Here is a 25,262-nt window from a genome sequence, read left to right as displayed (position 1 = left end):
GGTCAGCCGCCGTCGCCGCGGCTCGGGAGACCGAACCGGCCGCGGTACCGCCAGATCGCGCCGCCGACGAGCACCACCGGGAGGCCGAACGCGATGAGGTACGGGAGCGCGTAGGCGAGCCCGACGACGATCGCTCTGGCGACGACGACGACGCCGTCGACAGACTGCAGGAACGCCGAGAGGACGGGCGTGTCGTACCACCGATCGGGCGCGACGCGGTTCGGCGTCGGCCGCGGCTCCTCCAACCTCACGGTCAGCGTCGAGTAGGCGACCTGGTTCTGCAGGGACTGTAGTCGAGCCTCCAAGCGCTCGATCTCGCCCTGGACGTCCGAGAGCTCGCGCTGGACGGCCAGCACGTCCTCCGTGGTGTTCGCCTGGTCGTAGAGTTCGCGCAGGCGGTCGCGCTCCGCGCGGAGGTTCTCCAATCGGGCCTGGATATCGACGATCTGTCCGGTGACGTCGCGGGCGTTGGTCTCGACGGACTCGACCTCCCCGAGGGCCTTCGCGTCGTCGACGAGGTCGTCGAAGCGGTCCTGCGGCACGCGCAGGACGACCTGCCCGCGGACCCAGGTCTCGTTGTCGATCTCTCGACGCTCCTGAGAGGTGTCGCTGACGTAGCCGCCGTAGCCCTCGACCGCCGAGGTGATGTTCGCCCGGGCGCGCTCGAAGTCGTCGACGGTGACGACGACCGTCCCGGTCTTGATCACCTTTCGCTGCTGGACGTTCACCGCGACGCCGCTGCCGCTGCCGCCGCCCCCGCTCGCGGCGTCGCCTGCGACGGGCGTGCCCGTCGGTGCCCCGGTGGCTTTCGCTCCCGACGCCGCCAGTTCGGTCGCCTGTTGGTAGCCCCCGTCGGCGCCGCCGCCGCTGCCACCACCGGTCGCGCCGCAGCCGGCCAGCGCGACGAGCGCGACGAGCGCGAGGGTCGCGAGCGTGCGTCTCGATGTCATCACGGATACGGGTACGACACCTCACGGGAAAGACGCGCCGATGGCACAAAGGGGTCTTTGAGTTTCGCGAATGGGCTGACAGCCGGCCGTCGATCGCCTCGCCCGCACCGGGTGGCCGGACAACCGCGGCCGGCGCGGGGCTGTCGCTACGTCACGGCGGTGCTGGCCGCGGTTCGCTATATAAGATCACGCCCGCGAATCGGCTCCTATCCGGGGCCCGTCACTCCGCGTCGCGGGAGGCGTTCGAGCGGATCAGTCGGACGTCGCCCTGGGCCCGGATCGTCCCGTCGACCTCCGCGCCGTCGTGGAGTTCCAGCGCCGAGCAGGAGACGTCGCCGAGGATCTGGGCGCCGTCAGCGATCGTGACCGTCCCGTCGCGGGTCGTCACGTCGCCGTGGATCCGGGTGCCCTCCGCGATCGAGATGTCGCCACGGGCGCGGAGGCTCCCGAAGATGTTGTTGTCCTCGCCCACTTCGAGCCGCTCGGCCCGGATGTTGCCGTGGAGCCGACAGCCGTCGCCGACGACCGCGGGCGTCGAGGCCTGCCAGGCGTCGTCCGAGACGGTCGACCCCCGCGGGATCACGAGCGGGTCGTCCTCGCTGTCGCCGGAGAGCGCCTCCGCGAGTTCGTCGGCCGCGTCGTTCTCGCCCAAGCGGAGGAGCTGCGAGAGCACGACGAAGTAGAAGACGAGCGTCGGCACCGGATTGCGGATGACGATCCAGCCGTTGGCCTCGAAGCCCTCCTCGATGTCGACGTCGTCGCCGATGTCGAGGTCGCCGGAGACCATCAGCCGGCCGCCGATGTGGACGCGCTCGCCGAGGTAGGCGTCCTCGCCGACGAGGACGTTGCCGGCGACGTCGCACCAGACGTCGAGGCGGCAGTCGCCCTCGGCCTCGATGTCGCCGCCGAAGGTGACGCGCTCGCCCGCGAGGACGTTCCGGCCGCGGACGCCGAACTCGACGGTGCTCTGCCCGCCGACGACGACGTCGCCGTCGGTCACGAGGTCGTGCTCCTCGACGGTCGTTCCGTCGGGGATCTCCAGGGCGTCGAGCGGGTCCTTCCCGAGTGCCACACACCGCACCAGCGCACGCGTCGTAATAAACGGCGCGTCAGACGCCCGTCGGACGAGCGGTCGGGAGCGATCCCGCCGCGACGCGGACTGATGGGCTTTTACTCCGCGGCCGAGTAGATCCGCGTATGACCGCACTCTCTTTCGACGAGGACGGCGTCGACGTCGTCTACGAGGGAACGGAATTCCGCCTCGAAAAGGAACTCATCGAGGAGGCGACAGAGAAGTCCTACCCCGACGTCACCGACCACGAGGTCCTGAAGATCGTCGAGGAAAACCCCGCGCTGAGCGGCGAGCCCCGACGGATCGAGGACATCATCCGCTGATCCGACTGCCGCGTCGATCCCGCTACCCGAACCGCTCTTCGAGACACACCTTCACGATCGACTTCGCGATGGCCGCGCCGCCGCCGAGCGGATCGAGCTTCGTCTCGCCGGCGCGCTCGCGATAGGGAATCGGCTCCTCGCGGACCTCGTAGCCCCGCATCAGCGGCCGAATGAGGAGTTCGGCCGACAGCCCGGTGTTCTCGGTCCACTCGATGTCGTGGAGGAGCTCCCGTCGGTAGGCGCGCATCCCGGTCGTGGTGTCGTGGACGCGCTCGCCCATCAGCGCGGACGCGACGAGCGCGAACGCGACGTTGCCCAGCCGATTGAAGTCGGGCATCGCGTCGGCGCCGTGGTAGAGCCGGTCGCCGGAGACGACGTCGTAGCCCTCGTTGATCAGGTCCAGAAACTCGGGGAGCTTCTCCATCGGATAGGTGTCGTCGCAGTCGGTCGTGACGACCACCGGTCGGTCGGGCGCGAGCACCGCCTCCCGGACGGCGTGGCCGTAGCCCATCGGCGGCTGTTCGATCACCGTCGCGCCGTGCTCGCGGGCGATCTCGGGGGTCCGGTCGTCGGAGCCGTCGACGCAGACGACCTCCGCGCGGCCGTCGGTGACCTCGTCGACGTCTTCCAGGACTGTCTCGATGGCCGCCTCCTCGTTGTAGGTCCCCATCACGACCGCGAGGTCGTCGAAGGTGTACTCGGTCATTACCCGCCGTTTCCGCCGGGTGTATTTGAACTTTTAGGTTCGCCAAAAAGCCGGCGAACGAACGTCTCCTCAGCGCGGGTCGGGGATTCCGGCGGGCTCGCCGGCGACCGCGCCGATCGACGTCTCGTGGAGCCGGCGGGCGACGACGTCGGCGAGGTTCCGAAGGTTCTCGGTGTCGTCGCGGTTGTACGAGACGAGCGTGTCGAGCGCGTCGTCGTCGCCGTCGCGGGCGTAGCGGTACCAGAGCCGGACGGCGTCCCGCCCCGAGAGGTCCGGGCGGTCGCGGTCGATGCCGACCTCCTTCTCGATCGCTTTCAGGCCGCCCGTCAGGTCGATCCGCCGGCAGGGGTAGATGAGGTCTAAGTGCGGCGCGTCGATCGATATCTCGAAATTCTGTTCGAGGAAGGGCACGTCGAACTGCTTGCCGTTGAAGGAGACCACGAGCGGCGCGTCGCGGAACTGCTCGGCGAGCGCCTCGCTCGTGAGGTTCTCGCCGCGGACGAGCGTCGTGGTCTCGCCGCCCCGCGTGACGGAGACGGTGGTGACGTCCTCGGTGTGAGCGTCGAGGCCGGTCGTCTCGATGTCGAAGAAGAGCGCCTCGTCGCGGAAGTTCTCGTAGAAGCGCCACGTCTCTTTGGCGGGGAACCGCTCGCCGAAGTAGCGCGCGTCGCCGTCGTCGAGCCGTTCGAGCGCCTCTGCGAGGAAGGACTCGACGCGCTCGCTCGTCTTCGGGCCGAGCGGCGCGCGGTCGGGGTCGAAGTCCGCCCACCGCACGATTCCGGCCTCCCACAGCGAGCGCTCGCGGGCCTCGCCGACGCCCTCCGCGGGGACGAAGCTGTTCTCGATTCGCATATCCGAGTCAGGGGGTGGCGGGGGCCTAAGGGTGTCGGACGGACGCGGGCAACTCCACGGCCGATTCCGTTTTGTCCCCGGGCGATCAGGGGCGGGTATGTGCGGCCGCTACACGCTCTTCACGCCCGCCGACGAACTCGAAGCGCGGTTCGATGCGACCTTCGCGGAGCCGCCGGGGCCGCGGTACAACTGCGCGCCCGGGCAGTCGCTGCCGGTCGTCAGGAACGACGCGCCGGACACCTTCCGCCGCCTCAAATGGGGGCTGATCCCCTCGTGGGCCGACGACGAGTCCGCCGGCAACGACCGCATCAACGCCCGCGCGGAGACGCTCTCGGAGAAGGCTTCCTTCTCGGAGGCCTACGAGCGCCGCCGGTGTCTGGTCCCCGCCGACGGCTTCTACGAGTGGGTGCAGGAGGGGGAGACCAAACGGCCCTACCGGGTCGCGCTCGACGACGACCGCCCGTTCGCGATGGCCGGGCTGTGGGAGCGCTGGGAGCCGTCCCACGCCCAGACCGGCCTCGGCGACTTCGGCGGCGGGGGCGCGGCCGACACCGACCCCGAGGCGGTCGAGTCGTTCGCGATCGTCACGACCGAGCCCAACGACGTCGTCGCCGACCTCCACCACCGGATGGCGGTGGTCCTCGACCCCGACGAGGAGGAGACGTGGCTCCACGGCTCGACCGACGAGGCCGCGGCGTTGCTGGACCCGCACCCCGGCGACGAGTGGACGGCCCATCCGGTCTCGACGCGGGTGAACAGCCCCGCGAACGACGACCCCAGCCTGATCGAGCCGGCCGAGTCCGACTCGATCTGACTGACCGGGTCGCCCGGCTACGAAGCGTCCGGATCCCCCGCTACAACAGCGTCCGGGCCGACTCGTCGACGGCGACGTCGACCGGGGATCCGACGGCGGGCGGATCGGTCGCGAAGGCGTCGAACCGCTCGCCGCCGACCGACAGCGAGACCCTGAACGCCGCGTCCTCGCGGATGACGCTCTCGATCGTCGCGGTCCCGTCGCTCGATAGAGTCGCCCCGCCGTCGGCCTCGGCGGACGCGGAGAGGCGGACGTTCTCGGGCCGGAACGCGACCCACTCGGCGCTCGGGTCCCTCACGTCCAGTGCGGTCCGCACCGCGTCGTTGGACAGCGAGACGCAGTTGCCCCCGGTGAAGCGGGCGACGAACGGTGAGGCGGGCCGCTCGAAGATGGCCTCGGGCGTCCCGCGCTGGACCACCTCCCCGTCGTTCATCAGGACGATCCGATCGGCCAGCATCCTGGCCGTCGTTCGGTCGTGGGTCACATAGACCGCCGTCACCCCGTCCAGCACGTCGAGCATGTCGCGGCGGAGGTCGTCCCGCGTCGGGACGTCCAGCGAGGACAGCGGTTCGTCGAGGAGGAGGATCTCGGGTTCGACATACAGCGAACGGGCGAGGGCGACGCGCTGCTTCTCGCCGCCCGACAGCGTCGGCGGGTATCGCTCGGCCAGGTCGCCGATTCCGAGCCTCGACAGCAGCTCGTCCGCGTCGCCGGTCTCCTGTCGGTATCGGCCACCGAACCGGACGTTCTCCCTGATGGAGAGGTGCGGAAAGAGGGCGTAGTCCTGGAACACGAAGCCGAAGTCACGCGACTCCGGGGGCGTCGCCGTGAGGTCCGCGTCGTCGAGCGCGATCTCCCCGTCGTGGTCGTGAAAGCCCGCGATCGTCTCCAAGAGCAGGCTCTTGCCGCTCCCGCTCGGACCGAGTACGACGACGGTCTCGCCGCGTTCGACCGCGAAGGCCGCGTCGACCTCGAAGGCCTCGGCCCCCTCGGCTGTGAACGTCGCCGAGACGTCGATCTCGAGCGTCATCGCATCCCCCCGGTCGTGGTCGCGGTGTCGTATGCGAGCCACCGGATGAGGAGGAAGACGGCGACCGACAGGAGCAGGAGGAGGAACGTCACCGCGCCGCTCGACTCCAGGCCGCCCGTGAGGTACGCCTTGCGGATGAAGATCGGCGCGTGCTGCGAGATCACTTTGCCGCCCGCGGGCGGGTAGAAGAACCGGACGCTGTAGGCGACGATCGCGACCGCGCCGAACTCCGAGACCGAGCGGGCCCACGCCAGGATGCCCCCGGTGAGGATCCCGCGGAGCGCCAGCGGACCGGTGACCCGTCGGAACGTCTCGAAGCGGCTCGCGCCGTGGATCCGGGAGGCGTACTCGACCCGGTCGTTGATCGACGCGAACGCCTCGCGGGCGCTGTTGACCGCGTAGGGCGCGCTCACGAACACCATCGCCAGCACCATCCCCGTCATCGTCGTGAGGAGGGTCAACTGCGGGAACGCGCCGCCCTGGCCGAACCCGAACAGGATGAGGATCCCGGCGGCCGAGTGCGGGACGACGAGCGGCAGGTCGACGAGGCTCTCGACGATCGAGCGCCCCGGGAACCCGCGGGCGAGCGCGAGCGCGAGCGGCACGCCGAACGCGAGGCTGAAGAGCGCCGCGAGCAGCGGGCCGTACACCGAGAGATACAGCATCCGGTGGACCTCCGGATCGAGCGCCCGCTCGACGATCAGCGACGGGTTCTGCCGCGCGACGAACATCGCCAGGGGGAGCCCGACCGCGACGAGCAGGACGCTCCCGAGGACGGCGACCGAGATCCCGAAGGCGCCCTCGTTCGCGGCGTACGCCGTCGCGAAGACGCTGAGCACGACGAAGACGGGATACGCCGTGGGGTATCCGGCCGCGTACGCCGCGACGAACGCGGTTAGTTGGACGACGACGAACGCGAGTACTAACGAACCGCGCGGGAGCGATCGAAACAGGCGGTTCCGCCCGACTCTGACGTCCGTCGTTGGTGGGGCCGACATATGTTATCGTGTTCGGACAGCCGCTCTCAAAGCTGCAGCGGGCCGAGGTTCGACTTCGCCGCGGCGTACTCTATCACGTTGGACGGGACGGACTCCGACCCGGACTGGGGGACGACCGCCGGCTCCACGGGGACGAGGCCCTCGTCCTTGAGGATCTGCTGGCCCTCGCCGTGGAGCATAAACTCGACCCACTGCGCGCCCCGTCCGGGCGCTCGGGCGACGCTCGGGACGGTCATCCCGTAGGCGATCGGCGCTCCGGTGAACGTCCCGCTGTCGGTTTCGACCTTGGCCTTCGCGTAGTGCTCCGCGTACTTCGAGGTCGCCTTCGAGAGGTCGACCTCGGGCTGGAGGTCGATGTACGGCCGGTCAGTGGTCGAACTGATCGACTGGTAGTAGATCGCGTAATCGAGCTTGCCGGTCTCGAGCTGGCCCTTGAGGTTCGTCTCCGTTCCGGTCGGGACGATCGAGTTCTCGCGGAGCTTCTGGTACGTGGCGTCGTCGTACAGCGCCGAGCCCTCGAAGGGGATCTTCCCGAGCTGCTGGGTCATCACGGCGCGGTACCCGCCGGGGTCGACGGCGGGGTCGGCGTGGCCGATCGTGACGCCGTCCCGCGAGAGGACCTCCCACCAGTTGTCATTGCTGATGTCGGCCGCGCCCTTGGAGTCCTCGCGGTACTGGATCGACATCGAATTGGTGGTGAAAACCGTGTACCAGTTGCCGTACTCGGGGAGGACCCGGTTGCGGATCAGCCGGAAGTCCGAGACGCCGAGGACGTCCGCCGACCGCCCCTGCTGGGTGATCTTCTTCGTCGAGGCGACCGAGCCCTTCGGTTCGCGGTTGACCTCGATACCGTACTTCTCCTCGAAGGCCGGCTCGGCCGCGCTGAACGGCGGCGCGAGCGACCCCGCGTGGAAGATCGTCATCGAGTCCGCCATCGGGGTCGCGGTCGGCGTCCCGGTCTCGGTGGCGGTCGAGTCGCCCACGGAGGCCTCCGTGGCCGTGTCACCGCCGCCACCGCCCGAACAGCCGGCGAGCGCGGCGACGCCCGCGGCGCCGGCGGCTGTCAGGTACCGTCGACGCGAGGTGTTTCGTCCGCCCCGCTCCGCCGGGTCGCGCTCGGACCGTTGTTTCGGCATAGATACATCCCCGTATTATCAGCGGAGACATAATGCTTTTGCTCGCGGCCACGAAGAACATCTATGGACGTTCGCCCCTCGTTCGACGCCTACATCCGGAACGACGGCGTGACGCTCGACGCTCGCGACGCCGCGCTCCTGCGCGCCATCGACCGGGAGGGATCGCTGAACCACGCCGCGGAGGTCCTCGGCCGGTCCTACGCGCACGCCCAGCGGCGCGTCGTCGAACTCGAAGAGGCGTTCGGGTCGCTCGTCGAGCGCCGCCGCGGCGGGTCGGGCGGCGGCGGGAGCGAACTCACCGAGACCGCCAAGGACCTCCTCACGGCGTTCGAGCGGACCCAGCGGAGCTTCGAGGGCGTCGCCGACATCGCCGAGACGGTCCTGACCGGCGAGATCACGGCGCGGGACGGCGAGCTCGTCACCGTCGACACCGACGCGGGACCCGTCCGCGCGCTCGTCCCGGAGGGCGAGGGCCGGGTGCAGCTGTCGATCCGCGCCGACGCCGTGACGCTGACCGATCCCGCCGATACCCCCGTCCCCGAGCACACGAGCGCGCGAAACCGCTTTTCGGGGACGGTCACCGGCGTCGAGTCGGGCGAGCGCATCGCCCGAATCGCTGTCGATATCGGGACTGGGGAGCCGCTCCTGGCGCTTGTCACCCAGGACAGCCGCGAGAAGTTGGGGCTGGCGCCCGGAAGCGACGTGGTCATCTCGTTCAAGGCGACGGCGACCCGCGGCATCTCCGTCTGATCGCGTGTGCGCTGTCGTCGCCCTCGACGAACGAAACCGTACGTGGTTTCGTTTTCTGAATGAGTAATCGTCACTACTGATCGCGATCGCAGACCTGACGCCGCGGAATCGACTTCCTAGCCGAATCCGTCATCCGAACCAAGCGGTTATGTGGGGCCGGATCCTGTACGAATGTGATGGAGAACCTCGCTCGCGTCCGGCGGCTCTCGGGGGTCGAGCTCTCCCGGAGCGAGCTGACCGGGGCGTTAGGAGATTCGGTTACTGTTCTTCCGGTCGTCGTCGCGGTCGCGGCACTCACGGACCTCTCGCTGTCGCGGTTGCTGCTCGGTTTCGCGGTCTTCCAGGTCGTCTGGGGCGTCTACTACGGGCTCCCGATCTCCGTCGAGCCGATGAAGGCGCTCGCCGCGCTCGTGATCGCGGGCTCGCTCACGCCGTCGGAGCTCGCGGCGGCCGGCCTGCTCGCGGGCGTCACGCTGCTTGCCGTCGGCGCGACGGGGACGCTGGCCCGGATCGAGCGCTACGTCGACCGGCCGGTGATCCGCGGCGTGCAGCTCGCGGTCGGGCTCGTGCTCCTCCGCACGGGCGTCGAACTGAGCCTCGACGGGCCGGTGTACGCGCTCGTGGCCGTCGGCGTCGTCGTCGGGACTGTCGCCGTCGGATACCGCCGTGGCAGCACGCTCGCGGTCCTCGCCGTCGGGATCGCCGTCGCACTCGCCGAGACCGGGATGCCGAGCCCGCACCTCCCGACGCTCGCGTTCGTCTCCCCCGGCGCCGTCGCGCTCTCGACCGACGCCGTCGGCGCGACCGTCGGCCAGCTCGCGATGACCGTCGGCAACGCCGCCGTGGCGACGTCGCTCCTGCTCTCGGACTACTTCGACGCCGACGTCTCCGCCGACGACCTCGCGAGCAGTATGGGCGCGATGAACCTCCTCGCGGTCCCCGTCGGCGCGATGCCGATGTGCCACGGCAGCGGCGGCGTCGCCGGGAAATACGCCTTCGGCGCCCGGACCGCCGGCGCGAACGTGATCCTCGGCGTCCTCTACGCGCTCGCGGCCGTCGTCGCGGTCGGCGTGGTGGCCGCCTTTCCCCTCTCGATGCTGGGTGTCGTCCTCGCGGTCATCGCCGTCGAACTGGGCCGAGCCGGCCTGGATACGGACGACCTCCCGATCACCGTCGGGGTCGGCCTCCTCGGCGTGGCGACGAACGTCGGGATCGCGTTCGTGGTCGGCGTCGTCGCCGCCCGTCTCCGCCGACGCGTCGCCGACGCGTGACGCGTCCGCGACGTCCTCGCGGGCGCGGAACGCAACCGCTATCCAGCGGGACCTGATACCACTACTACGTTGACGACGGCACTGCAACTGGTCCGCCGCGCTCGCCCTCCGACCGACGACGCGCTCTCGACGGGAGCGGAACGATGAGCGGGAGCGACGCCCCCGACTCGGGCGGGCGGCGCGCGGTGAACGTCACCGACGGCCCCCTGCTCAAGCCGCTCGTGGTGCTGTCGCTGCCGATCGTGCTCACGAACCTCCTGCAGGTCGCATACAACCTCGCGGACACCTTCTGGGTCGGTCGACTGGGTCAGGATGCGGTCAGCGCGCTCTCGTTCTCGTGGGCGATCGTCTTTCTGATCATCACCCTCGCCGCCGGCTTCACCGTCGCCGGGACGGTCCTCGTCGCTCAGAACAAGGGCGCGGGCAACCTCGATCGGATCAGCGCGGTCGCCGGACAGACGATCGCGTTCGTCATCGGGGCGTCGGTCTTGCTCTCGGTGGTCGGCTACGCGCTGGCGCCGTGGCTGCTCGGACTGATCGGCGCGACGCCCGGGACCGAGGTGTTCGCCCTCTCTGTGACCTACACGCGGACGATGTTTCTGGGGATCCCGTTCGTCTTCGGCTTCTTCATCTTCCAGTCGCTCCTCCAGGGCTGGGGCGACACCCGCACGCCGCTGTACCTGATGCTCCTCGGCGTCGTGCTCAACGTGGTCGCCGATCCCTTCCTGATCCTCGGCTTCCAGGACAATCTCCTGTTCGAGGTCGCGGGCCTGACGGCGCTGCAAGCGGACCTGTTCGCCGCGACCGGATTCACCGGCTTCGGCGTCCAGGGCGCGGCGATCGCGACGATCGCCTCGCGGGGCCTCGGGGCCGTCGTCGCGATCGGGCTCTTGCTCTCCGGCCGCGTCGGGATCCACCTCGCACCGCGTGATTTCGTTCCCACGCGCGAGACGATCCGGAAGATCGTCCGGATCGGCGGCCCGGCCAGCGTCGAGATGAGCACCCAGTCCCTGGGCGTGACGGTCGTCACCGCGCTCGTCGCACTCGCTGGCGCCGACGCGGTCGCGGCCTACGGAATCGGAACACGGGTCACCTCGCTCGTCGTGTTGCCCGCGCTCGGCCTTGCGCGCGGGACGGAGACGATCGTCGGGCAGAACCTCGGCGCGGAGCAGCCCGACCGGGCGAAGCGGTCGGTCGTCGCGAGCGCTGCCATCACCGCCGTCGTGCTCGCCGTCGTCTCCGTGATCGTGTATCTCGGCGCGGCCGCAATCGTCGACGTCTTCATCACCGGCCCCGACGCCGCACGCGTCGTCGCGGTCGGGGCCGAGTACCTCCGCATCGTCGGCGCGACGTACGCCTTCCTCGGCGTGTTCCACGTCCTCCAGGGCGCCTATCGCGGGAGCGGGAGCACTCGACTGGCGATGATCTTCGGCGTGCTCGGGCTCATTCTCCTCCGCGTGCCGCCGGCGTACGTCCTGCTCGCGTGGTTCGATCTCGGCGCGACCGGCGTCTGGTACGGGATCGCCCTCGCCAACGTCGCGGTGGTGCTCATCTCGGGACTGTACTTCCGGCGTGGCACCTGGACCGACGGCGTGATCGAGCGAGGCCGCGAACGGGAAATGCCGGCGGACGATTGAGTTTACTGCCGGACCGCTCGTCACGGCCCCTGCCTTCTTCCATCCGACTCTCTTGATGGCTCTCGGTGATCGATTCTGGCGTTATTGTCCGTGAACGAGGGTAAGTGACCGATTTTACCGATCTCATTCGGCGATCGGTAGGATCCGGACGATCCGAATTCCTGTCACTCGGTCGCGTCACGGATGTACCAATTCACAATCAAATTGCATAGCGTGAGCACCGGACAATCGATATAGCAATATATGATTTACAAGTGCGAGCGAAGACAGTCGTGGATATGTAGGATGTTACCAAATATTACTGTCGATCGATACTAGAAGGGAATAAAATACAAAAACGGATGACGCAGACCCGTTCAGCGTTCGGAGATCCGTCGTGCGTCGGGATCGATAGACGCTACCCTCTCGTGAAGACCGCTTTGGATCCTGTGTGTGAGAGCTGAGTCATAGTCCCCAGCAGCCAGCTTAGTGGTAGTAGTCGGCCAGGATTCCGCACGTCTACACTGCACACGGACTCCGAAGATCGGCTGTATCTACGAAGAATCCCACTCGCTGATGGCTTGATGCGCTCTAATGAGATTCACCGCGCTCGCTATCGAGTCAGTGGGTGGTCCGGAACCGAACGTCAGTCACCATATGGAAGCATCCGAAAATCTGACCTCTCACCGATCGAGTGCGAACTCCAGTCACGAACTATCGTCGGAAGTCAGGAGACGGGTGTCGTTCACGGTCCGTCGAATTCTCGTTGGACCAATCCTGGAGGATAGCTGTTCGCGATTTCAACACTACGTGATTGATACTGTCGGACACAAGTCGTGAAGAATTTCGCCGCCCGGGGCGGCGAATATCTTGATTGAAACAGTTGTGTCCGACAGTATGAGTCAAGAACGATGCGTTCGAGAAATCACGTCAATTCGGGGCGAAACTGTTTTTCAGACCTCACATCTGGAAGGGCTTCTTCACCCCATCGATCCCTGGGGTAACGCTCCGAAGACCCCCGATCCGATTTTGGATTTTCGTTCCCGTCGACACCGAATCGAAGTTGTTCATCGGAAATCGTGATCGAAGAAACAGCGGGATTTCCCAGCCATACTATGACCTTTTGTACCCAACTAATACTAGATGTGTAGGTACTATTTTTATTGCTAAATTTGCTTGTATTCAGACAAATAATTAAACTCAATCCCCCGTTTGACGCATTCACTAGCACACCTAATCTCCCTTATCCTGGTATCTGCAAACACTGAAGTGGATCGCGTTCGCAGTCGGTTCTATGTCGACCGAGGAATCGGAGACAGAGCGGACCACGGTGATGACGTACGTGCCGGCATATCAGAAGGAGCGGTGGGCGACCCACGCCGAGGAGCTGGGAATGAGCCAAAGCGAGTTCGTTCGTACGATGGTCCAGGCCGGACGGCGGGACTTCGAGGTCCCCTCGTTGACGACAGACGAAGACGAGGCCGGTTCCGGAGCGTCGACCCCCGAGTCCGACCGGACCAACGATCCGGAGGACGCCTTCGAGCGCCGCGTCAAGCGCGTCCTCTCGGCATCCGAGTACCGTTCGTGGGACGAACTGCTGGCGGAGCTGACAGACGACATCGAAGATCGACTCGACGCGACGCTCCAGGAGTTACAGGCGTCGAACGCCGTGCAGTACAGCGGTCGTCACGGCGGGTACACCCTCGCGGAGTCCGCGGAGGACGTCGATGAGCGGTGAATCGGTCACCGCAGAGCGGCCCGAAGACCCGATCGCCTACTTCCTGGAGGATATGACCTACCACGGGAAGTCAGAAAGGACTCGTGAGGCGTATGAGCGGGTTCTCAGACGGTATGAGGCATTCCTCGCCGATCCCGACGCGAATCCACAGAACGCCTCGATAGACGTCGCTGAGGCCACCTATCGGGACTGTATGGCCTGGATCCATACGCTCAGGCGTTCCGACGCGGCCGACAGCACAATCGCGACGTACGCCTCGTACCTTCATCGCTTCTACGCGTATCTGACGCAGGTCGGGACCTTCGATTCGAATCCGATGGCGCTCGTGATGGAGGAGATGGACGAACAGATCGACACCGACCCGTCTCGCCGTGAGATCTCCCTGCCGGCGATGCGGGAGTTCGTCCGCGACGTCGCCCATCCGCTCGACCACGCGGTGGTCTGTACACTCCTGAAGACCGGAATGCGGGTCGGCGAACTCTGCAATCTGGATTTGCGCGACGTCTCCCTAGCCGAAGATACACCGCTGCGTGCTGTCACGAACGACGACGTGGTCTCCCGGACGCAGCTTGACGGCCGCGGACCGTCGCTGTACGTCTCTGCCGAACCCACGGCGGGCGAAGTCCTCAACGACGAGAAGCGCTCGGCGTCCAACAAGCGGAAGCGCGCGACGGTCGTTCCGGTGGACGAGGAACTCGAAACGGCGCTTCGTCGCTGGCTCGCCGTGCGCCCGGCGACACGATCGTCCGCGGAGCCCCTGTTCGCCAGCACGTCGGGTACCTGGGGCGCGCGGCTGACGCCGGATATGGTCCATCACATCGTCGAACGCCACGCGAAGACCGCCGGCTGGCATCGATCCGGCGGCGGGGCCGACGAGAACGTCACTCCGCACTATTTCCGGCACTTCTTCACGACGCACCTCCGAGACCGGACCGGCGACCGGGGGATCGTCAAGTACCTCCGCGGCGACGTCGGCGGCGACATCATCGACACGTACACCCACAACTGGGGCGATCGGGTCCGAGAGACCTACGAGCGCCAGATCTATTCGTTGTACTGATACGAAAGCCGTTCGGAGAGCGACTGATAAATTTTATTTCGCTATATAGAATTCGATGAGTGGATCCACGATCAGTTCGAGATCAGATATCCAGAATTCTACGGTTTTCGGGGTCAAAACGCCGAAGTAGGGGATCGCTATCGGATGAGATGAACGGAAGAGCGGGGAATCACGACGCGGACGGCTGACCCGTCGGCCGCGCGCAACGCCTCGAACACGGGCGGCTGGACCGCCGCGACGATCGGTGCCGGGACCCCTTCGACATCGACGACGACCCGGTACTCTCCGCCCTCGTTCAGCCAGTGGTCCACCGTTCCCGGGAGGGTAGTCGCCTCGTCGTCGGTTCGGTCGTCCGGCGAGGCGAGTCCGATGCGGGAGGGATGGACACAGGCCGTCACGGACGCTCCCTCCGGGACGGATTCGTCGACGTCGAGTGTGCGGTCGCCTACTCGGATCGACCGGCCGTCGCCGACGGCGTCGAACACGTTCTCGGTGCCGGTGAACCGGGCGACGAACTCGTTCGCGGGTTCACAGAGCACGCGCTCGGCGTCGCCGATCTGTTCGATCCGGCCGTCTCGAAAGATCGCCATTCGGTCGCCGAGTGCGGTCGCCGTGCGTTGGTCGTGGGTCACATAGACCACCGGAATCGAAAGCGATTCGAAGAGCGCGTGGAGTTCGCTCCGGAGGCGGCGTCTGATCGGCGCGTCGAGGCTCGATAGCGGTTCGTCCAAGAGCAACACGTCCGGGTCGGCGGCGAGCGTTCGGGCAAGGGCCACCCGTTGGCGCTCGCCGCCCGACAGCTGCCCGGGCTTGCGGTGGAGGATGCCGCTGATTTCGAGGCGTTCGGCCAGTTCGTCGATGCGCTCGGAGTCCGCGGCCGCGTACCTGACGTTCTCACGCGCGGTCATATGCGGGAACAGCGCGCCGTCCTGAAACACGAGTCCGGTCCGTCGGGATTCGAGCGGCGTGCCGACGAGCGACCGTCCGCGCAGTTCGAGCGTTCCGCCGTCCGGTTCGACGATCCCGGCGATCAGCGACAGCAACGTCGTCTTACCGCTCCCCGAGGGGCCGAGGACCGCGAGGACGTCGTCCTCGACGGTCAGATCGAGAGGGCCGAACGCGAACCCGTCGTAGCGCTTCGTGAGGTCTGTGAGTTCGAGCATCGCTACTCCAGTGGATTCCGTCCGAGGGCGTTGAGCACGACGAGCGTCGCGACGGCGATCGCGACGAGGACGACGGCGGTGGGAAACGCCCGATCGAGGCCGAGCGTCGTGAACGAGACCCAGATCTGGACGGGCATCGTCCGCGGGTAGTACGCCAGCATAATCGTCGCGCCGAACTCGCCGATCGAGCGCGCGAACGCCAGCGTGATCCCCGCGAGGATGCCCGGCCAGGCCAGCGGAAGCGTCACGCGCCTGACCGTGACGAGCCGGCTCTTTCCCAGCGACCGCGAGGCGTATTCGAGGCTGCGGTCGACGCTCTCGAAGGCGGCCTTCGCGGTGACGACGACGAACGGCGAGGCGACGAACGTCTGCGCGAGGACGACGCCGGCGAGCGAGCGCGTCAGCGGGAGGCCGTTCGCCGCGGCGAGCCGCCCGACGAGCGTCTCGGGGCCGACCACGGTGAGAAGCACCATCCCGCTGACGATCGGCGGGAGGACGAGCGGCAGGACCACGAGCGCGGTCACCAGGGTCTCGATCCGCCCGTCCGCGCGTGCGAGCCAGTAAGCGAGCGGGAGTCCGAACGCGGTCGCGATGGCGGCGCTCGCGGTCGCGGCGAGCAGCGAGGTCGTCGCTGCGGCGACGACGTCCGGACTCGACAGGCGGCGGATCACGGCCGCCGGCGGCTGGCTCACGAGGAGCGACACCAGCGGAAACAGGTAGTACACCAGAAGCACCGCACCGAGAACGAACACCACCGAGAGCCAGTCGAGCCGCCCCTCGATCGACCTAGCCCGCGATTTCGCCGGGAGCATTTCCACTGTATCGGGGGTAGTCATCGGGCCGGTCGAATCCATACGCCGGGAGGTATTCGCCCGCGACGTGCGCCTCGAAGACGTCGCGGACGGAGGGCCCGTCGCGTCTGATCGTCGAGCCGTAACTGATCGGGCCGCCCTCGATTACCGTCCCGCTCGGGAGTTCGTAGGTCGACGTCGCGTACGACTCCGCGAACGCGGGATCGCTGAGGTCGATCTCGGCGGGCAGATCGAGGTAGTCGTAGTCGCGCTCGACGGCCATACTGCGGTAGGCGATCGCGGCGTCGATCGAGCCCGTCTCGAACTGGCTGATGAGTTGGGTCTCGGGGTAGATCTGGTCCCGCTCCGGAATCGCAGTCCGGAGGTCCCGTTCGGTGCCGTAGTGGCCGGTCGCGAGATCGAGCGCGAAGAGCGTCCGGTAGCCGAGCGGATCGAGGTCGGGGTCGGTCCGACCGAGATCGACCGCGCCCGCCAGGATCGGCCGATACCACCCCTCGCGGCCGGCGTCGGCCACGCGCCGTCCGCCCTCGGTCTCGGGGTTGTAGGCGACGACGATCGCGTTCGTAGCGAACTCCGCGTACCACTCGGGATCGAGCGGGCCGTCGAACAGCGCCACGTCCGCCACGGACACGATGTCGGGATCCTTCTGTCCCTCCGCGACGAGGCGAGCGACCCGCGCCGAGCCGTGAGACTCGACGCGGAGTCGCGCGTCGACGGCCGGCCGGAGACCGTTCTCCAATGCGTTGTTCAGGCTGCCCGCGGCGAGCATCGAGACGGTCTCTGTCCCTCCTGAGCCTCCCGAGGTCCCCACACAGCCCGCGACGCCCCCGAACGCGGCCCCGATACCCGCGAGAACGGACCGACGGCGGACGGGACGGTGCGGGGAAGTCGGCATAGGGGCAACATATTCTGTTTGACCAATAAACTTACCTCAAACGGATCTGTTTGACAGGGTATGACCGACCCCGGGGCGACGATCCTGACCGATCGACAGGTGGAGGTGCTGGAGCTCCGCGAGCGCGGGCGGACACAGCGGGAGGTCGCAGCGGAACTCGGCACGACCGACTCGAACGTGAGCGCCATCGAACGGGCCGCAGAGGACAACGTCGAGAAAGCGCGCCGGACGCTAGATCTGGTCCGGACGCTCCGCGCGCCCGCGCGGTTCACGGTACCGGCGGGGACGTGCTTCGAGGACCTCGTCGATCGCATCTACGAGCGCGGCGATGAGGCCGGTCTGAAAGTCGATTACTGCCGGCCGGAACTGTACGCCCACCTCTACGGCGTCCTCGGCGACGTCGCGAACGAGAACATGCTGAACGCCGCGGTCAGCGTGGGGCTAACGAGTGACGGCGAGGTGCGGGTGTTCGCCGACGAGTCGTGACCGCAGACCGTCGGCCCGGACCCGTCCCGTTTAAGTTCCGGGAGGACCTCGGCCGGATATGCACGTCGCTCTGGGCGGGACGTTCGATCCGGTCCACGACGGCCACCACGCGCTCTTCGAGCGCGCCTTCGAGTTGGGTGACGTCACCGTCGGGCTGACGAGCGACGAACTCGCGCCGAAGACCCGCCACGTCGACCGCTACGTCCGACCGTTCGACGAGCGGAAGCGCGACCTCGTCGCCGAGTTGGAGCCGCTCGCGGAGGCGCACGACCGCGACTTCGAGGTCCGGGAGCTGACCGAACCGACCGGGATCGCCACCGAAAAGCAGTTCGACTACCTGATCGTCTCTCCGGAGACCAAAGACGGTGGCGAGCGGATCAACGAGATCCGGCGCGAACGCGGCTGCGACCCGCTGGAGATCGAAGTCGTCGATCACGTCACCGCGGAGGACGGCGAGCGGATCTCCTCGACTCGGATCGTCAAAGGCGAGATCGACCGCCACGGCAACATAACCCCGGAGCGCGAGGGCCGCGGGGCGGAGCGGCCGAGCGCAGACGGATGACGGTCGGTTCGGCCCCGAGACCTCACCACGACGGCGGCCGGAACCCCGCCGCTTCGAGGACGGGCTTCCAGTTCTGTTGGACGCTGAGCCGACTGACGTCCATCGCGTCGGCGACGCGCGACTGCGAGCGCTCCTCGCCGGCGATCAGCGCGCCCGCATAGAGGCTCGCGGCGGCGATCGCCCGCTTCGATCGCTCCTCGTCCGGGACCTCCGAGAGGAACATATCCGTCGCGAACGAGCGGGCTTCCGACCCGAGGTCCAGGCGATCGGCCGCCTGTTCGATGCGGGCCAGCCACTCCTCGTTGGCGACGCGGTCGCGGGCGCTGTACACACCCGGAGTGGGTCGGGACCGTATAAGAATCCTCCGCGCGGAGCGATAGGTTGATTTGGGACTTGGGTGTAGTGGCGTCTGCGCGCGGGTAGCCAAGCGGTCAAAGGCGCAGCGCTTAGGACGCTGTCCCATAGGGGTCCGCAGGTTCGAATCCTGTCCCGCGCATATTCTGTCCGAGCGACAGCGAGGACGAATATCGTTCCGAAGGATTCGAATCAGGGAGCGACGTGAGCGGAGCGAGCAGAGCGACCGTGGTTCGAATCCTGTCCCGCGCATCTGACCTCGACACGGTCCGTCGGTTTTTGCTTCGGTAGGACCAGAAAATGAAATCAGCCTACAAGACCTACCGATCACGCCGAATAACTGGATCATCGGAGAACAACCCAGCGAGAGCGAGGCCGATCTCGGACCGAGTCGCATCCACACGGCCTCAAGCGCCGATAGACCCCTCGCTCGCGACGGGATCGGCATCGAGGACCACCGTCGACTGCGTCAGCACGGCGTCAGTCATCCAGCAACCGTCGTACTCCCCGTCACCGACCTTCCGCAGGAAGAACGCGTAGCGTCCGGTCACGGTGTCGTTTTCGCGCGTCACGACCCGCACCTGTGCAGTGCGTTCGCCGGTGCGGACCGGATCGTACTGCACGCTCTCGTAGGTGAGCATCGCCGCGTAGCTCGGGCTGCGGATCACCTCGGCGTACTCGCGGAAGCTCCCGATGGCGCGGCGGTTCGTGGGCGAGGCGAACCGCCGGACCGTCCGGATGCCCGCGTCGGTCTCGTTGTCGTTGTACCGCAGCGCGTTCATCTGGATCTGCGTGACCAACAGGAACGAGCGCGTACACGTCGGTTCCGGCCTGAAGTGTCGCTCGCGTTCCGAGACCCCGTCCTGAACGCCCGCCTCGCTCCCGTTCGTCCCGTCGTCGAGGACCTCGGCTTCCATTCCGGCACCGGTCGAAGTCCCAGGCTCTTCGGTCGTCGCCGTCCCCGTCGCGGGAGCGGCGCCGGTCACTTCCCCCTCCGGTCCTGTCAGCGACTCACCGCCGTCGCCGGCGGATCCCGAGAGCAGTCCCGCGGCGTCGCCGAGCGGCCGATCGGCCACGGAGGCCACACCGCCCGCGGCGACGAGGAGGACGAGGGCAACCACGACCGCACGCCGTGAACTGACTGCATTCGACAGGCGCGTCGCGGTCGTCGGGTGCCTCCGGGAGTCCGACCTCTCGTCAGCGTCCCTTCCGCGCGGACCCGTCGAGGCCGACTCCCGCTTCGATCCTCTCGATTGCGACGACCGGCTCTGACGGCCGCCGGACGCTCCCGCTCCGGACCTCGATTCGCCGGTCGTCGCGTCCACGGTCCGCTCGGCCCCCGTCGATTCGGCGGTCTCGGAGGCGTAGGACACAGACCGCGCGGCCGTCTCGAGGAACTCCTCGCAGACCGCCTCGGCCTCCTCGGGAGCGAGTCCGTACAGCAACTGCTCCCGAAGGTCCGAGGGCGTGAGAACCGACGGGTCGGCCGCAGCCGCGTCGTCCTCGACAGGCCGGACGATCCGATCGGCGTCCGTCGATCGGCCGGGTTCGCCCGACGCGCCCGCCACGAGGACTGTCGTCCGGATATCCTCGCTCCCGACGGTGACGTACGGGGGATCGATCTCGACCGCGACGTCCCCGCTCGTCCCCCGCTGGAGCGCGCCGACGAACGCGGCGAGTTCGGACTCGTCCAATCGCGCGACTGCGTCGGCGAAGACGTCCGGCGGGATCGGCGTGGGGTGGGTCATACGGGACGGTATCCGGTTGCGATCCCTGAGGACCGAACTCATTTGCCGCTTGCGGCCGCAGCACCCGCTCCCGGCGGGACGGATCCGTTCTCGCAGTGATTATTCTCGTCTCTTCCCGCCAAACGCCGTCGCCGGGGGTGGCGTTCGGCGGGAAACAGTGAGAGTAGTCGCTATCAGTCGTCGGCCAGTCTGTCCGCGAGGTTCGCCAGCGTCCGCTCCAGCTCCCGGCGGTTGTACCGGTTCGTGAGCGGCCTGAGGAGGAGGTCGAGCGCCGTCGGCAGCCCGAGGTCGTACTCGGCCGTGTAGGTGACGCGCGTCCCGCCGTCGTCCTCCTCGAACGTCCACTCGATCCGGCCCTCGATGTCGCCGTCCATCTCGAAGACGACCCGCTCCGGCGGCTCGTGGACGACGCCGCGGACCTCGCCGTCGAAGCCGAGCCCCAGGCGGTAGGTGTACGACGCCCGCTTCCCGCCGTTGTCGAGCGTTCCCAGGGTCTCGACCGCCGAGAGGCGGGGCGAGATCCGCGCCTGGTTCTCGGGGACGTCCATGTACTCGAAGACGGCTTCTCGCGGTCGGTCGACGACGATCTCGGCAGAGGCCTTCATACCCCACGGTAGCGCGGTGACGGAGAAAAGCCCGACGCCCGTCAGCTTCCGTTCCCACTTTCGGCGCTCTCGACGCCCATGGCCTCGAAGAGCTTCCGCCGGACGGCCTCCTCGGTGAGCTTGAGGAGCGTGTCGCGGTTGTCGTCGCTCGTCTCGATCCCCGTGAAGATGCCCAGCGGGATCTCGACGTCGCCCTGGGTGGAGTGGCCGCCCGTCTCGCCGATCTCCGCGAAGGCGTCTTCGAGGATCTTCCCGATGTTCATCCGGATGTCCTTCGAGCGGGCCGAGAGGTAGATCCGGTCGTCGGCGATCCCGAAGACCGCCGTGGTTGTGATCCCCTCCAATTTGAGGAGGTGCTGGGCGGCCTGTCCGAGCGCGTCGCGGTCGCGGATGAAGCCCGCGTTCGAGACGAGGTGGCTTCCCTGGACCTCCCGGTTCTGGATGGCCTCCGCGAGGACGTCGAGCGTCTCCGGCGACATCGACGGCGACTCGACCTGTTCGAGCGTGTCGTGGTTGGCGAAGGGATAGAGGTACGCCGCGGCGGTCAGGTCCGCGGGCGTGGTCTCGCGCTTGAAGTCGAGCGTCTCCGAGCGGATCCCGTACAGGAGCGCCGTGGCGACCGCCTCGCTCGGCGAGATGTCGAACTCCTGGAGGTACTTCGTGAGGATCGTCGACGTCGAGGAGACGTTCGGCCGGACGTCGGTGAATGCAGCCTCGATCGCCTCCTCGGGCTCGTAGTGGTCGATGAAGATGTCGACGTCGACGTCGAGTTCGGGATCGCCCGATTTCATGTGGTCGACGAGCGCGACCGCGCCGTACTCCGAGAGCGGCCTGCCCTCCGAGAGCGGCACGAGTTCGATGCCGAGGAGATTCACGAAGGCGCGGTTCTCCTGCTGGCCGATCTCGCCGTCGTAGTTGATCACGGCGTCGATGCCGTGCTCGCGGGCGATCGCCTGCAACGCGACCGCGGAGGCGATCGAGTCGGGGTCTGGGTTGTCGTGGGTGAGGACCGCGAGCCCCTCGTCGGCGCTTTCGAGGACCTCCGCGAGCTGGCGGGCCTTGTACTCCAGTTCGCCTGACTCCAGCGAGCGGAGCGCGGAGTCGGCGATGACCTCCGAGGGGTTGATCACGACGTCGGCGCCCAGCTCGGAGAGTTCGTCCTCCGAGACGGGGTCCGAAGCGCGGACGACGACGAACTGGTCGCCGCCGCGCTCGCGGATCGCCGACACCGCGGCCTTGTTCGCTTCGACGTCGGACGCGAGGATGAGAACGACGTCGCGGTCTTCGACCGCGTCGACGACGTCCGGATCCGCGATGTCGGTCCGCTGTGCGTTCAGGTCCTGATCGCGGAGTGACTCGACCCGGCTCTCGTCCTTGTCGAGGATGAGGACGTCCTTGCCGTCCTCGACGAGATCCTCCGCGACGGCGTAGCCGACGCTCCCGCACCCGAGGATCGCGTACGACGACATCGACGAGATAGTGACCCCGGCGCTCATTGTGTGGACCACTGCGGTCGGCCGCCACTTAACAGCACTCGTTCGCGCGGCTTCCGCATATCCGAGCCCGCCGGCCGAAAGGAAACATCTTTACTTACCCCACCGAAATGATCGATTGCAGTGGGCCGGTAGCTCAGTCCGGCAGAGCGTCTGACTCTTAATCAGACGGTCGCGCGTTCAAATCGCGTCCGGCCCGTTCTGTTGCGAACGACAGTGAGCGGGAAGTTTCATTCGTCGGCCAGTTCCTCCAGGAGCGTCTCCAGATCGTAGTGTTCGAACGCTCGCGTGCTGTGTCGGAGCGACGAGACGACGAACGTCGAGTTCGTCCGCCGGATCTCCTCGATGGTCTCCAGGTCGGTGATGAGCCGCTCGACCATCTCCTGGTCGGGGAGGTGTGCGATCACGACGAAGTCGGTCTCGCCCATCGTGAAGTACGCCTGCGAGACGCCCTCGACGTCGAGGATCTTGTCCTCGAAGTCGTGGTGTGAGCCGTTGTAGTCCGTCAGCAGTTCCACGATGACGGTCACGCCGAGGCCGACGGCTTCGAGGTCGATGTCGTAGAGGTCGTTCTCGATGATGCCCGCCTCGCGGAGGTTGTTCAGGCGGTAGTGGATCGTCGAGACCGGGATGTCGGTCTCTTCGTGGAGCCGTTCCGGACTGCCTGTCCCGAGGTCCGAGATAGCTTTCAGGAGGCGGATGTCGCGTTCGTCCATATTCCGATGGGGTCCGTTTCGGCCCGCGTTAGTTGTATATTGCGCCTGTCAGAGGCCCGATATATGTCAGGTCGCGTGAACGATCGGGGGCCGAACCTCCACAAACGACTTATACCGCCGAAGCGGAGGTCAGCTATGTTCGAGTCGTTGCAGTTGTCCCTGGACCCGACCCAGCTCGGCCTCGAATTCGGGAGCGGCGCGGTCATCGGGGGGATCATCGGGTTCGCGGCGAAGAAGGTCGCGAAGATCATCGCCGTGATCGTCGGCCTGGAACTCGCGCTCTTCAAGTTCCTCGAATCGCGCGGCATCCTCAGCGTCGACTGGGAGCGGCTCACGGCGGGGATCATAGAGCCGGCCCAGAACGTCGCGACGGGCGCCCCGCCGGACTGGCTCTCGACGATCCTCTCGACGCTGTCCATCTCGGCGGGCTTCACCGGCGGCTTCCTGGTCGGGTTCAAGAAGGGATAATCGTCTTCGGCGCCGCTTTTGGCCGCTACCGCCGCTATCGCGTGCTGAGTTCGTCTTTGTCCTTGATGATTCGGGTCTCCGCCTCGCCGGAGGTGTGTTCGTTCACGAGATCGTAGAAGTCGTTCTGCATCCCCGCGGGGAAGGTGACGACGCCGACCCACGAGCCGTCGGGCTGCCACTCCTCGCGTTCGAGGTCGCCGTACTCCCGGACCTGGGCCTGGGTCTTGCCGGCGTACTCCGCGGGGATCTGGACCGCGACGGTCACCTCGTCGAACCGGATCGGGATGACCGGCCGCAGCGCGTCCAGCGCGTCGTCGACCTGCGATTCGACCGGCTCCATCGGGTCGACGCGGAAGCCCGCCTCTTCGAGCGCGCGCTCGATCCGCTCGGGCGGGTGCGGCGCGTTGTCCATCTGGGGGTTCACCGCGTTCCGCGCGATGCGGTTGATCAGCTGCTTGCGCTTTTGTTCCTGCATCTCGCGTCGCTGTTCGGCCGTGATCTGGATCTCCCCGCGCTGTACGACCTCGGGGATGATCTCCAGGGGATCTGTCGTCCCGAAGACGGTCTCTAGATCGGATTCGGCGGGCCGATCGCCGCGGGAGGCGTCCTCGAAGACGTCCTCGGCGGCGATCACGTCCTCTAGGTCGCCCTCGAACTCGCCGCGTTTGATCGCCAGCGCCGCGTCCGGATCGACGAGCACCTCGAACCGCTCGCCGTGTGATTCGAGTCGAGCCGTCACGGCCTCGTCAAGTGAGATCATACCGCTTTTTTTTCTCTCGGGGATAAAAAGCCCTCCCCGCGGCGCCGCGTCGCCGCCGGGTCGGCCGCGGATCACCGTACCCCGTCGACCTGAGCGCCCGGATCGATCACGGCCGTGGTTGCAGTGCTCACCGATTAATCAGTGGTTACACCGAGCGGTCGGCCCCGTAATTCACCATTAATTATATTTGTCGAGGATATTGTTCAACTATGACACGCGCCGTCGACACCAACACCTCCGAGGAGCAACGGTCCGTCTACCACCTAGTCTGTCACGACTGCCCGACCGAATCCGTGATCGCCGGCGAACGGGTGGCCCAAGAGCAGCTGGAGGCCCATCGTGCCGAGACCGGGCACAACGTCGAACTCGCCCCGATCACAGCAGTCGAAATCGAGTGAAAACGCGGTCTGCGGTCTCCCTCTTTCTTCGTTCTCTGCTTTCACTCCGGAACCGACGTTCGCCGACGTTCGCGTCCGTCAGGCCGAGAGCTCCTCGATGACGTCGAGGAGGTCGTCTTTGTCCTGGACGCCGATGACGCGGTCCTGGGACTCGCCGTTCTTGTAGAACTCCAGCGTCGGGACCGACCGGACGCCCGCCTCGCGCGCGAGGTCCTGGTGCTCGTCGATGTCGACCTTCAGGACGACCGCGTCGGTCTCGGCGGCGAGCTCCTCGACGGTCGGTTCGAGCATCTTGCAGGGGCCGCACCACTCGGCGTGGTAGTCGACGAGGACGACGTCGTGGTCGGCCACGAGCTCGTCGAACTGCGCTTGGCTCTCGATGTGGATCGGCGCGCCGGTCGCTTCTGGCGTACTCATACCGTCCCGTAGTCGGGGGAGCCTCTTACCTATTTCGAGGGTTGGGGCGACCGCCGCACGACCGCCGGA

28 protein-coding genes and 2 tRNA genes are annotated in these 25,262 nt (G+C 67.1%); 13 read left to right on the top strand and 17 right to left on the bottom strand.

All coding sequences use genetic code 11. The annotated features are described in order from the left end of the window. Positions 1-2: 2 nt before the first annotated feature. Both ACQUQ0_RS07715 and ACQUQ0_RS07710 read right to left on the bottom strand, forming a co-directional pair. Complete coding sequence (locus tag ACQUQ0_RS07715) at positions 3-950, bottom strand: DUF4349 domain-containing protein (protein ID WP_435184357.1); 948 nt, start codon at positions 948-950, stop codon at positions 3-5. 220 nt (positions 951-1,170) lie between these two features. Further along, on the bottom strand, positions 1,171-2,022 hold the full coding sequence (locus tag ACQUQ0_RS07710) for a polymer-forming cytoskeletal protein (protein WP_435184355.1): 852 nt from the start codon (positions 2,020-2,022) through the stop codon (positions 1,171-1,173). A 125-nt stretch (positions 2,023-2,147) separates the two neighbouring features. Here ACQUQ0_RS07710 and ACQUQ0_RS07705 point away from each other — a divergent pair, with 125 nt between their 5' ends. After that, positions 2,148-2,345: a DUF5800 family protein gene (locus ACQUQ0_RS07705; RefSeq protein WP_435184353.1), complete on the top strand. Its 198-nt coding sequence runs from the start codon at positions 2,148-2,150 to the stop codon at positions 2,343-2,345. A 22-nt stretch (positions 2,346-2,367) separates the two neighbouring features. Here the strand turns inward: ACQUQ0_RS07705 and ACQUQ0_RS07700 are convergent, their stop codons facing one another. Both ACQUQ0_RS07700 and ACQUQ0_RS07695 read right to left on the bottom strand, forming a co-directional pair. After that, positions 2,368-3,051 (bottom strand): dolichyl-phosphate hexose transferase, encoded by a 684-nt coding sequence (locus ACQUQ0_RS07700; protein WP_435184350.1) that lies wholly within the window; start codon positions 3,049-3,051, stop codon positions 2,368-2,370. A gap of 69 nt (positions 3,052-3,120) precedes the next feature. Beyond that, positions 3,121-3,903, bottom strand: a complete 783-nt coding sequence (locus ACQUQ0_RS07695; protein WP_435184347.1) for a ribonuclease H-like domain-containing protein — start codon at positions 3,901-3,903, stop codon at positions 3,121-3,123. A 97-nt stretch (positions 3,904-4,000) separates the two neighbouring features. Between ACQUQ0_RS07695 and ACQUQ0_RS07690 the strand changes: the two genes are divergently transcribed. Continuing rightward, on the top strand, positions 4,001-4,717 hold the full coding sequence (locus ACQUQ0_RS07690) for an SOS response-associated peptidase (RefSeq protein WP_435184344.1): 717 nt from the start codon (positions 4,001-4,003) through the stop codon (positions 4,715-4,717). A gap of 40 nt (positions 4,718-4,757) precedes the next feature. Here the strand turns inward: ACQUQ0_RS07690 and ACQUQ0_RS07685 are convergent, their stop codons facing one another. The 3 genes from ACQUQ0_RS07685 to ACQUQ0_RS07675 are packed head-to-tail and all read right to left on the bottom strand — an operon-like array spanning position 4,758 to position 7,881. Then, complete coding sequence (locus ACQUQ0_RS07685; RefSeq protein ID WP_435184342.1) at positions 4,758-5,747, bottom strand: ABC transporter ATP-binding protein; 990 nt, start codon at positions 5,745-5,747, stop codon at positions 4,758-4,760. After that, positions 5,744-6,745, bottom strand: coding sequence for an ABC transporter permease (locus ACQUQ0_RS07680; protein ID WP_435184340.1), 1,002 nt, complete (start codon positions 6,743-6,745; stop codon positions 5,744-5,746). Before ACQUQ0_RS07680 ends, ACQUQ0_RS07685 begins: the two co-directional genes overlap by 4 nt. 26 nt (positions 6,746-6,771) lie before the next feature. Continuing rightward, positions 6,772-7,881 carry an extracellular solute-binding protein gene (locus ACQUQ0_RS07675; protein ID WP_435184338.1) on the bottom strand — a complete coding sequence of 370 codons (1,110 nt, stop codon included), beginning with the start codon at positions 7,879-7,881 and terminating at the stop codon, positions 6,772-6,774. Between the two features lie 63 nt (positions 7,882-7,944). Between ACQUQ0_RS07675 and ACQUQ0_RS07670 the strand changes: the two genes are divergently transcribed. The 5 genes from ACQUQ0_RS07670 to ACQUQ0_RS07650 all read left to right on the top strand — a co-directional run bounded on the left by ACQUQ0_RS07670 (position 7,945) and on the right by ACQUQ0_RS07650 (position 14,316). Continuing rightward, a complete protein-coding gene (locus ACQUQ0_RS07670) occupies positions 7,945-8,631 on the top strand; it encodes a TOBE domain-containing protein (protein WP_435184335.1) in 687 nt (228 codons plus the stop codon). A gap of 176 nt (positions 8,632-8,807) precedes the next feature. After that, entirely contained in the window at positions 8,808-9,902 is a 1,095-nt protein-coding gene (locus ACQUQ0_RS07665; RefSeq protein ID WP_435184334.1) for a putative sulfate/molybdate transporter, read from the top strand. A 143-nt stretch (positions 9,903-10,045) separates the two neighbouring features. Then, complete coding sequence (locus tag ACQUQ0_RS07660; protein WP_435184332.1) at positions 10,046-11,539, top strand: MATE family efflux transporter; 1,494 nt, start codon at positions 10,046-10,048, stop codon at positions 11,537-11,539. Between the two features lie 1,273 nt (positions 11,540-12,812). After that, complete coding sequence (locus ACQUQ0_RS07655; RefSeq protein ID WP_435184331.1) at positions 12,813-13,256, top strand: DUF5805 domain-containing protein; 444 nt, start codon at positions 12,813-12,815, stop codon at positions 13,254-13,256. Beyond that, a complete protein-coding gene (locus ACQUQ0_RS07650; protein WP_435184328.1) occupies positions 13,246-14,316 on the top strand; it encodes a tyrosine-type recombinase/integrase in 1,071 nt (356 codons plus the stop codon). The genes ACQUQ0_RS07655 and ACQUQ0_RS07650 overlap by 11 nt, the downstream gene beginning before the upstream one ends. Before the next feature lie 137 nt (positions 14,317-14,453). On the opposite strand, the gene ACQUQ0_RS07645 is transcribed toward ACQUQ0_RS07650, so the two are convergent. From ACQUQ0_RS07645 to ACQUQ0_RS07635, 3 genes are read right to left on the bottom strand one after another with little or no spacing between them, the layout of a single operon-like run. Further along, positions 14,454-15,479 carry an ABC transporter ATP-binding protein gene (locus tag ACQUQ0_RS07645; protein WP_435184326.1) on the bottom strand — a complete coding sequence of 342 codons (1,026 nt, stop codon included), beginning with the start codon at positions 15,477-15,479 and terminating at the stop codon, positions 14,454-14,456. Between the two features lie 2 nt (positions 15,480-15,481). Next, the gene (locus tag ACQUQ0_RS07640; RefSeq protein WP_435184600.1) at positions 15,482-16,291 is read right to left on the bottom strand and encodes an ABC transporter permease subunit; all 810 of its coding nucleotides are present in this window, start codon (positions 16,289-16,291) and stop codon (positions 15,482-15,484) included. Beyond that, positions 16,266-17,186 (bottom strand): extracellular solute-binding protein, encoded by a 921-nt coding sequence (locus ACQUQ0_RS07635; RefSeq protein ID WP_435184323.1) that lies wholly within the window; start codon positions 17,184-17,186, stop codon positions 16,266-16,268. The genes ACQUQ0_RS07640 and ACQUQ0_RS07635 overlap by 26 nt, the downstream gene beginning before the upstream one ends. A 60-nt stretch (positions 17,187-17,246) precedes the next feature. On the opposite strand from ACQUQ0_RS07635, the gene ACQUQ0_RS07630 reads away from it, so the two are divergent. Together ACQUQ0_RS07630 and ACQUQ0_RS07625 are read left to right on the top strand one after the other, a co-directional pair. Beyond that, on the top strand, positions 17,247-17,672 hold the full coding sequence (locus ACQUQ0_RS07630; RefSeq protein WP_435184322.1) for a Tfx family DNA-binding protein: 426 nt from the start codon (positions 17,247-17,249) through the stop codon (positions 17,670-17,672). 58 nt (positions 17,673-17,730) lie between these two features. After that, the gene (locus ACQUQ0_RS07625) at positions 17,731-18,234 is read left to right on the top strand and encodes a phosphopantetheine adenylyltransferase (RefSeq protein WP_435184321.1); all 504 of its coding nucleotides are present in this window, start codon (positions 17,731-17,733) and stop codon (positions 18,232-18,234) included. A 22-nt stretch (positions 18,235-18,256) separates the two neighbouring features. Here the strand turns inward: ACQUQ0_RS07625 and ACQUQ0_RS07620 are convergent, their stop codons facing one another. After that, a complete protein-coding gene (locus tag ACQUQ0_RS07620) occupies positions 18,257-18,565 on the bottom strand; it encodes a transcription initiation factor IIB family protein (protein WP_435184319.1) in 309 nt (102 codons plus the stop codon). A gap of 82 nt (positions 18,566-18,647) precedes the next feature. Between ACQUQ0_RS07620 and ACQUQ0_RS07615 the strand changes: the two genes are divergently transcribed. Next, positions 18,648-18,730 (top strand) — tRNA-Leu (locus ACQUQ0_RS07615). A 265-nt stretch (positions 18,731-18,995) separates the two neighbouring features. Here the strand turns inward: ACQUQ0_RS07615 and ACQUQ0_RS07610 are convergent. The 3 genes from ACQUQ0_RS07610 to ACQUQ0_RS07600 all read right to left on the bottom strand — a co-directional run bounded on the left by ACQUQ0_RS07610 (position 18,996) and on the right by ACQUQ0_RS07600 (position 22,437). Beyond that, positions 18,996-20,336 (bottom strand): hypothetical protein, encoded by a 1,341-nt coding sequence (locus ACQUQ0_RS07610; RefSeq protein WP_435184316.1) that lies wholly within the window; start codon positions 20,334-20,336, stop codon positions 18,996-18,998. A 173-nt stretch (positions 20,337-20,509) separates the two neighbouring features. After that, complete coding sequence (locus tag ACQUQ0_RS07605; RefSeq protein WP_372389549.1) at positions 20,510-20,941, bottom strand: SRPBCC family protein; 432 nt, start codon at positions 20,939-20,941, stop codon at positions 20,510-20,512. 41 nt (positions 20,942-20,982) lie between these two features. Further along, positions 20,983-22,437 (bottom strand): DHH family phosphoesterase, encoded by a 1,455-nt coding sequence (locus ACQUQ0_RS07600; protein WP_435184313.1) that lies wholly within the window; start codon positions 22,435-22,437, stop codon positions 20,983-20,985. A 122-nt stretch (positions 22,438-22,559) separates the two neighbouring features. Here ACQUQ0_RS07600 and ACQUQ0_RS07595 point away from each other — a divergent pair. Next, a tRNA-Lys gene (locus tag ACQUQ0_RS07595) sits at positions 22,560-22,633 on the top strand. 31 nt (positions 22,634-22,664) lie between these two features. Here ACQUQ0_RS07595 and ACQUQ0_RS07590 read toward each other — a convergent pair. Beyond that, positions 22,665-23,150, bottom strand: a complete 486-nt coding sequence (locus ACQUQ0_RS07590) for an Lrp/AsnC family transcriptional regulator (RefSeq protein WP_372389544.1) — start codon at positions 23,148-23,150, stop codon at positions 22,665-22,667. Positions 23,151-23,285: 135 nt separating this feature from the next. Here ACQUQ0_RS07590 and ACQUQ0_RS07585 point away from each other — a divergent pair, with 135 nt between their 5' ends. After that, the gene (locus ACQUQ0_RS07585) at positions 23,286-23,618 is read left to right on the top strand and encodes an FUN14 domain-containing protein (protein WP_435184311.1); all 333 of its coding nucleotides are present in this window, start codon (positions 23,286-23,288) and stop codon (positions 23,616-23,618) included. Between the two features lie 34 nt (positions 23,619-23,652). Here ACQUQ0_RS07585 and ACQUQ0_RS07580 read toward each other — a convergent pair whose 3' ends face one another. Further along, positions 23,653-24,378 carry a ribosome assembly factor SBDS gene (locus ACQUQ0_RS07580; protein WP_435184310.1) on the bottom strand — a complete coding sequence of 242 codons (726 nt, stop codon included), beginning with the start codon at positions 24,376-24,378 and terminating at the stop codon, positions 23,653-23,655. 209 nt (positions 24,379-24,587) lie between these two features. On the opposite strand from ACQUQ0_RS07580, the gene ACQUQ0_RS07575 reads away from it, so the two are divergent. Then, the gene (locus ACQUQ0_RS07575; RefSeq protein ID WP_435184308.1) at positions 24,588-24,776 is read left to right on the top strand and encodes a hypothetical protein; all 189 of its coding nucleotides are present in this window, start codon (positions 24,588-24,590) and stop codon (positions 24,774-24,776) included. A 78-nt stretch (positions 24,777-24,854) separates the two neighbouring features. On the opposite strand, the gene trxA is transcribed toward ACQUQ0_RS07575, so the two are convergent. Next, on the bottom strand, positions 24,855-25,193 hold the full coding sequence (gene trxA / locus ACQUQ0_RS07570; RefSeq protein WP_435184305.1) for a thioredoxin: 339 nt from the start codon (positions 25,191-25,193) through the stop codon (positions 24,855-24,857). Positions 25,194-25,262: the final 69 nt, after the last annotated feature.

Source organism: Halobellus sp. EA9, from assembly GCF_051195055.1.
Classification (GTDB): domain Archaea; phylum Halobacteriota; class Halobacteria; order Halobacteriales; family Haloferacaceae; genus Haloquadratum; species Haloquadratum rubicundus.
This window is presented reverse-complemented; position numbering and strand designations above follow the sequence as displayed.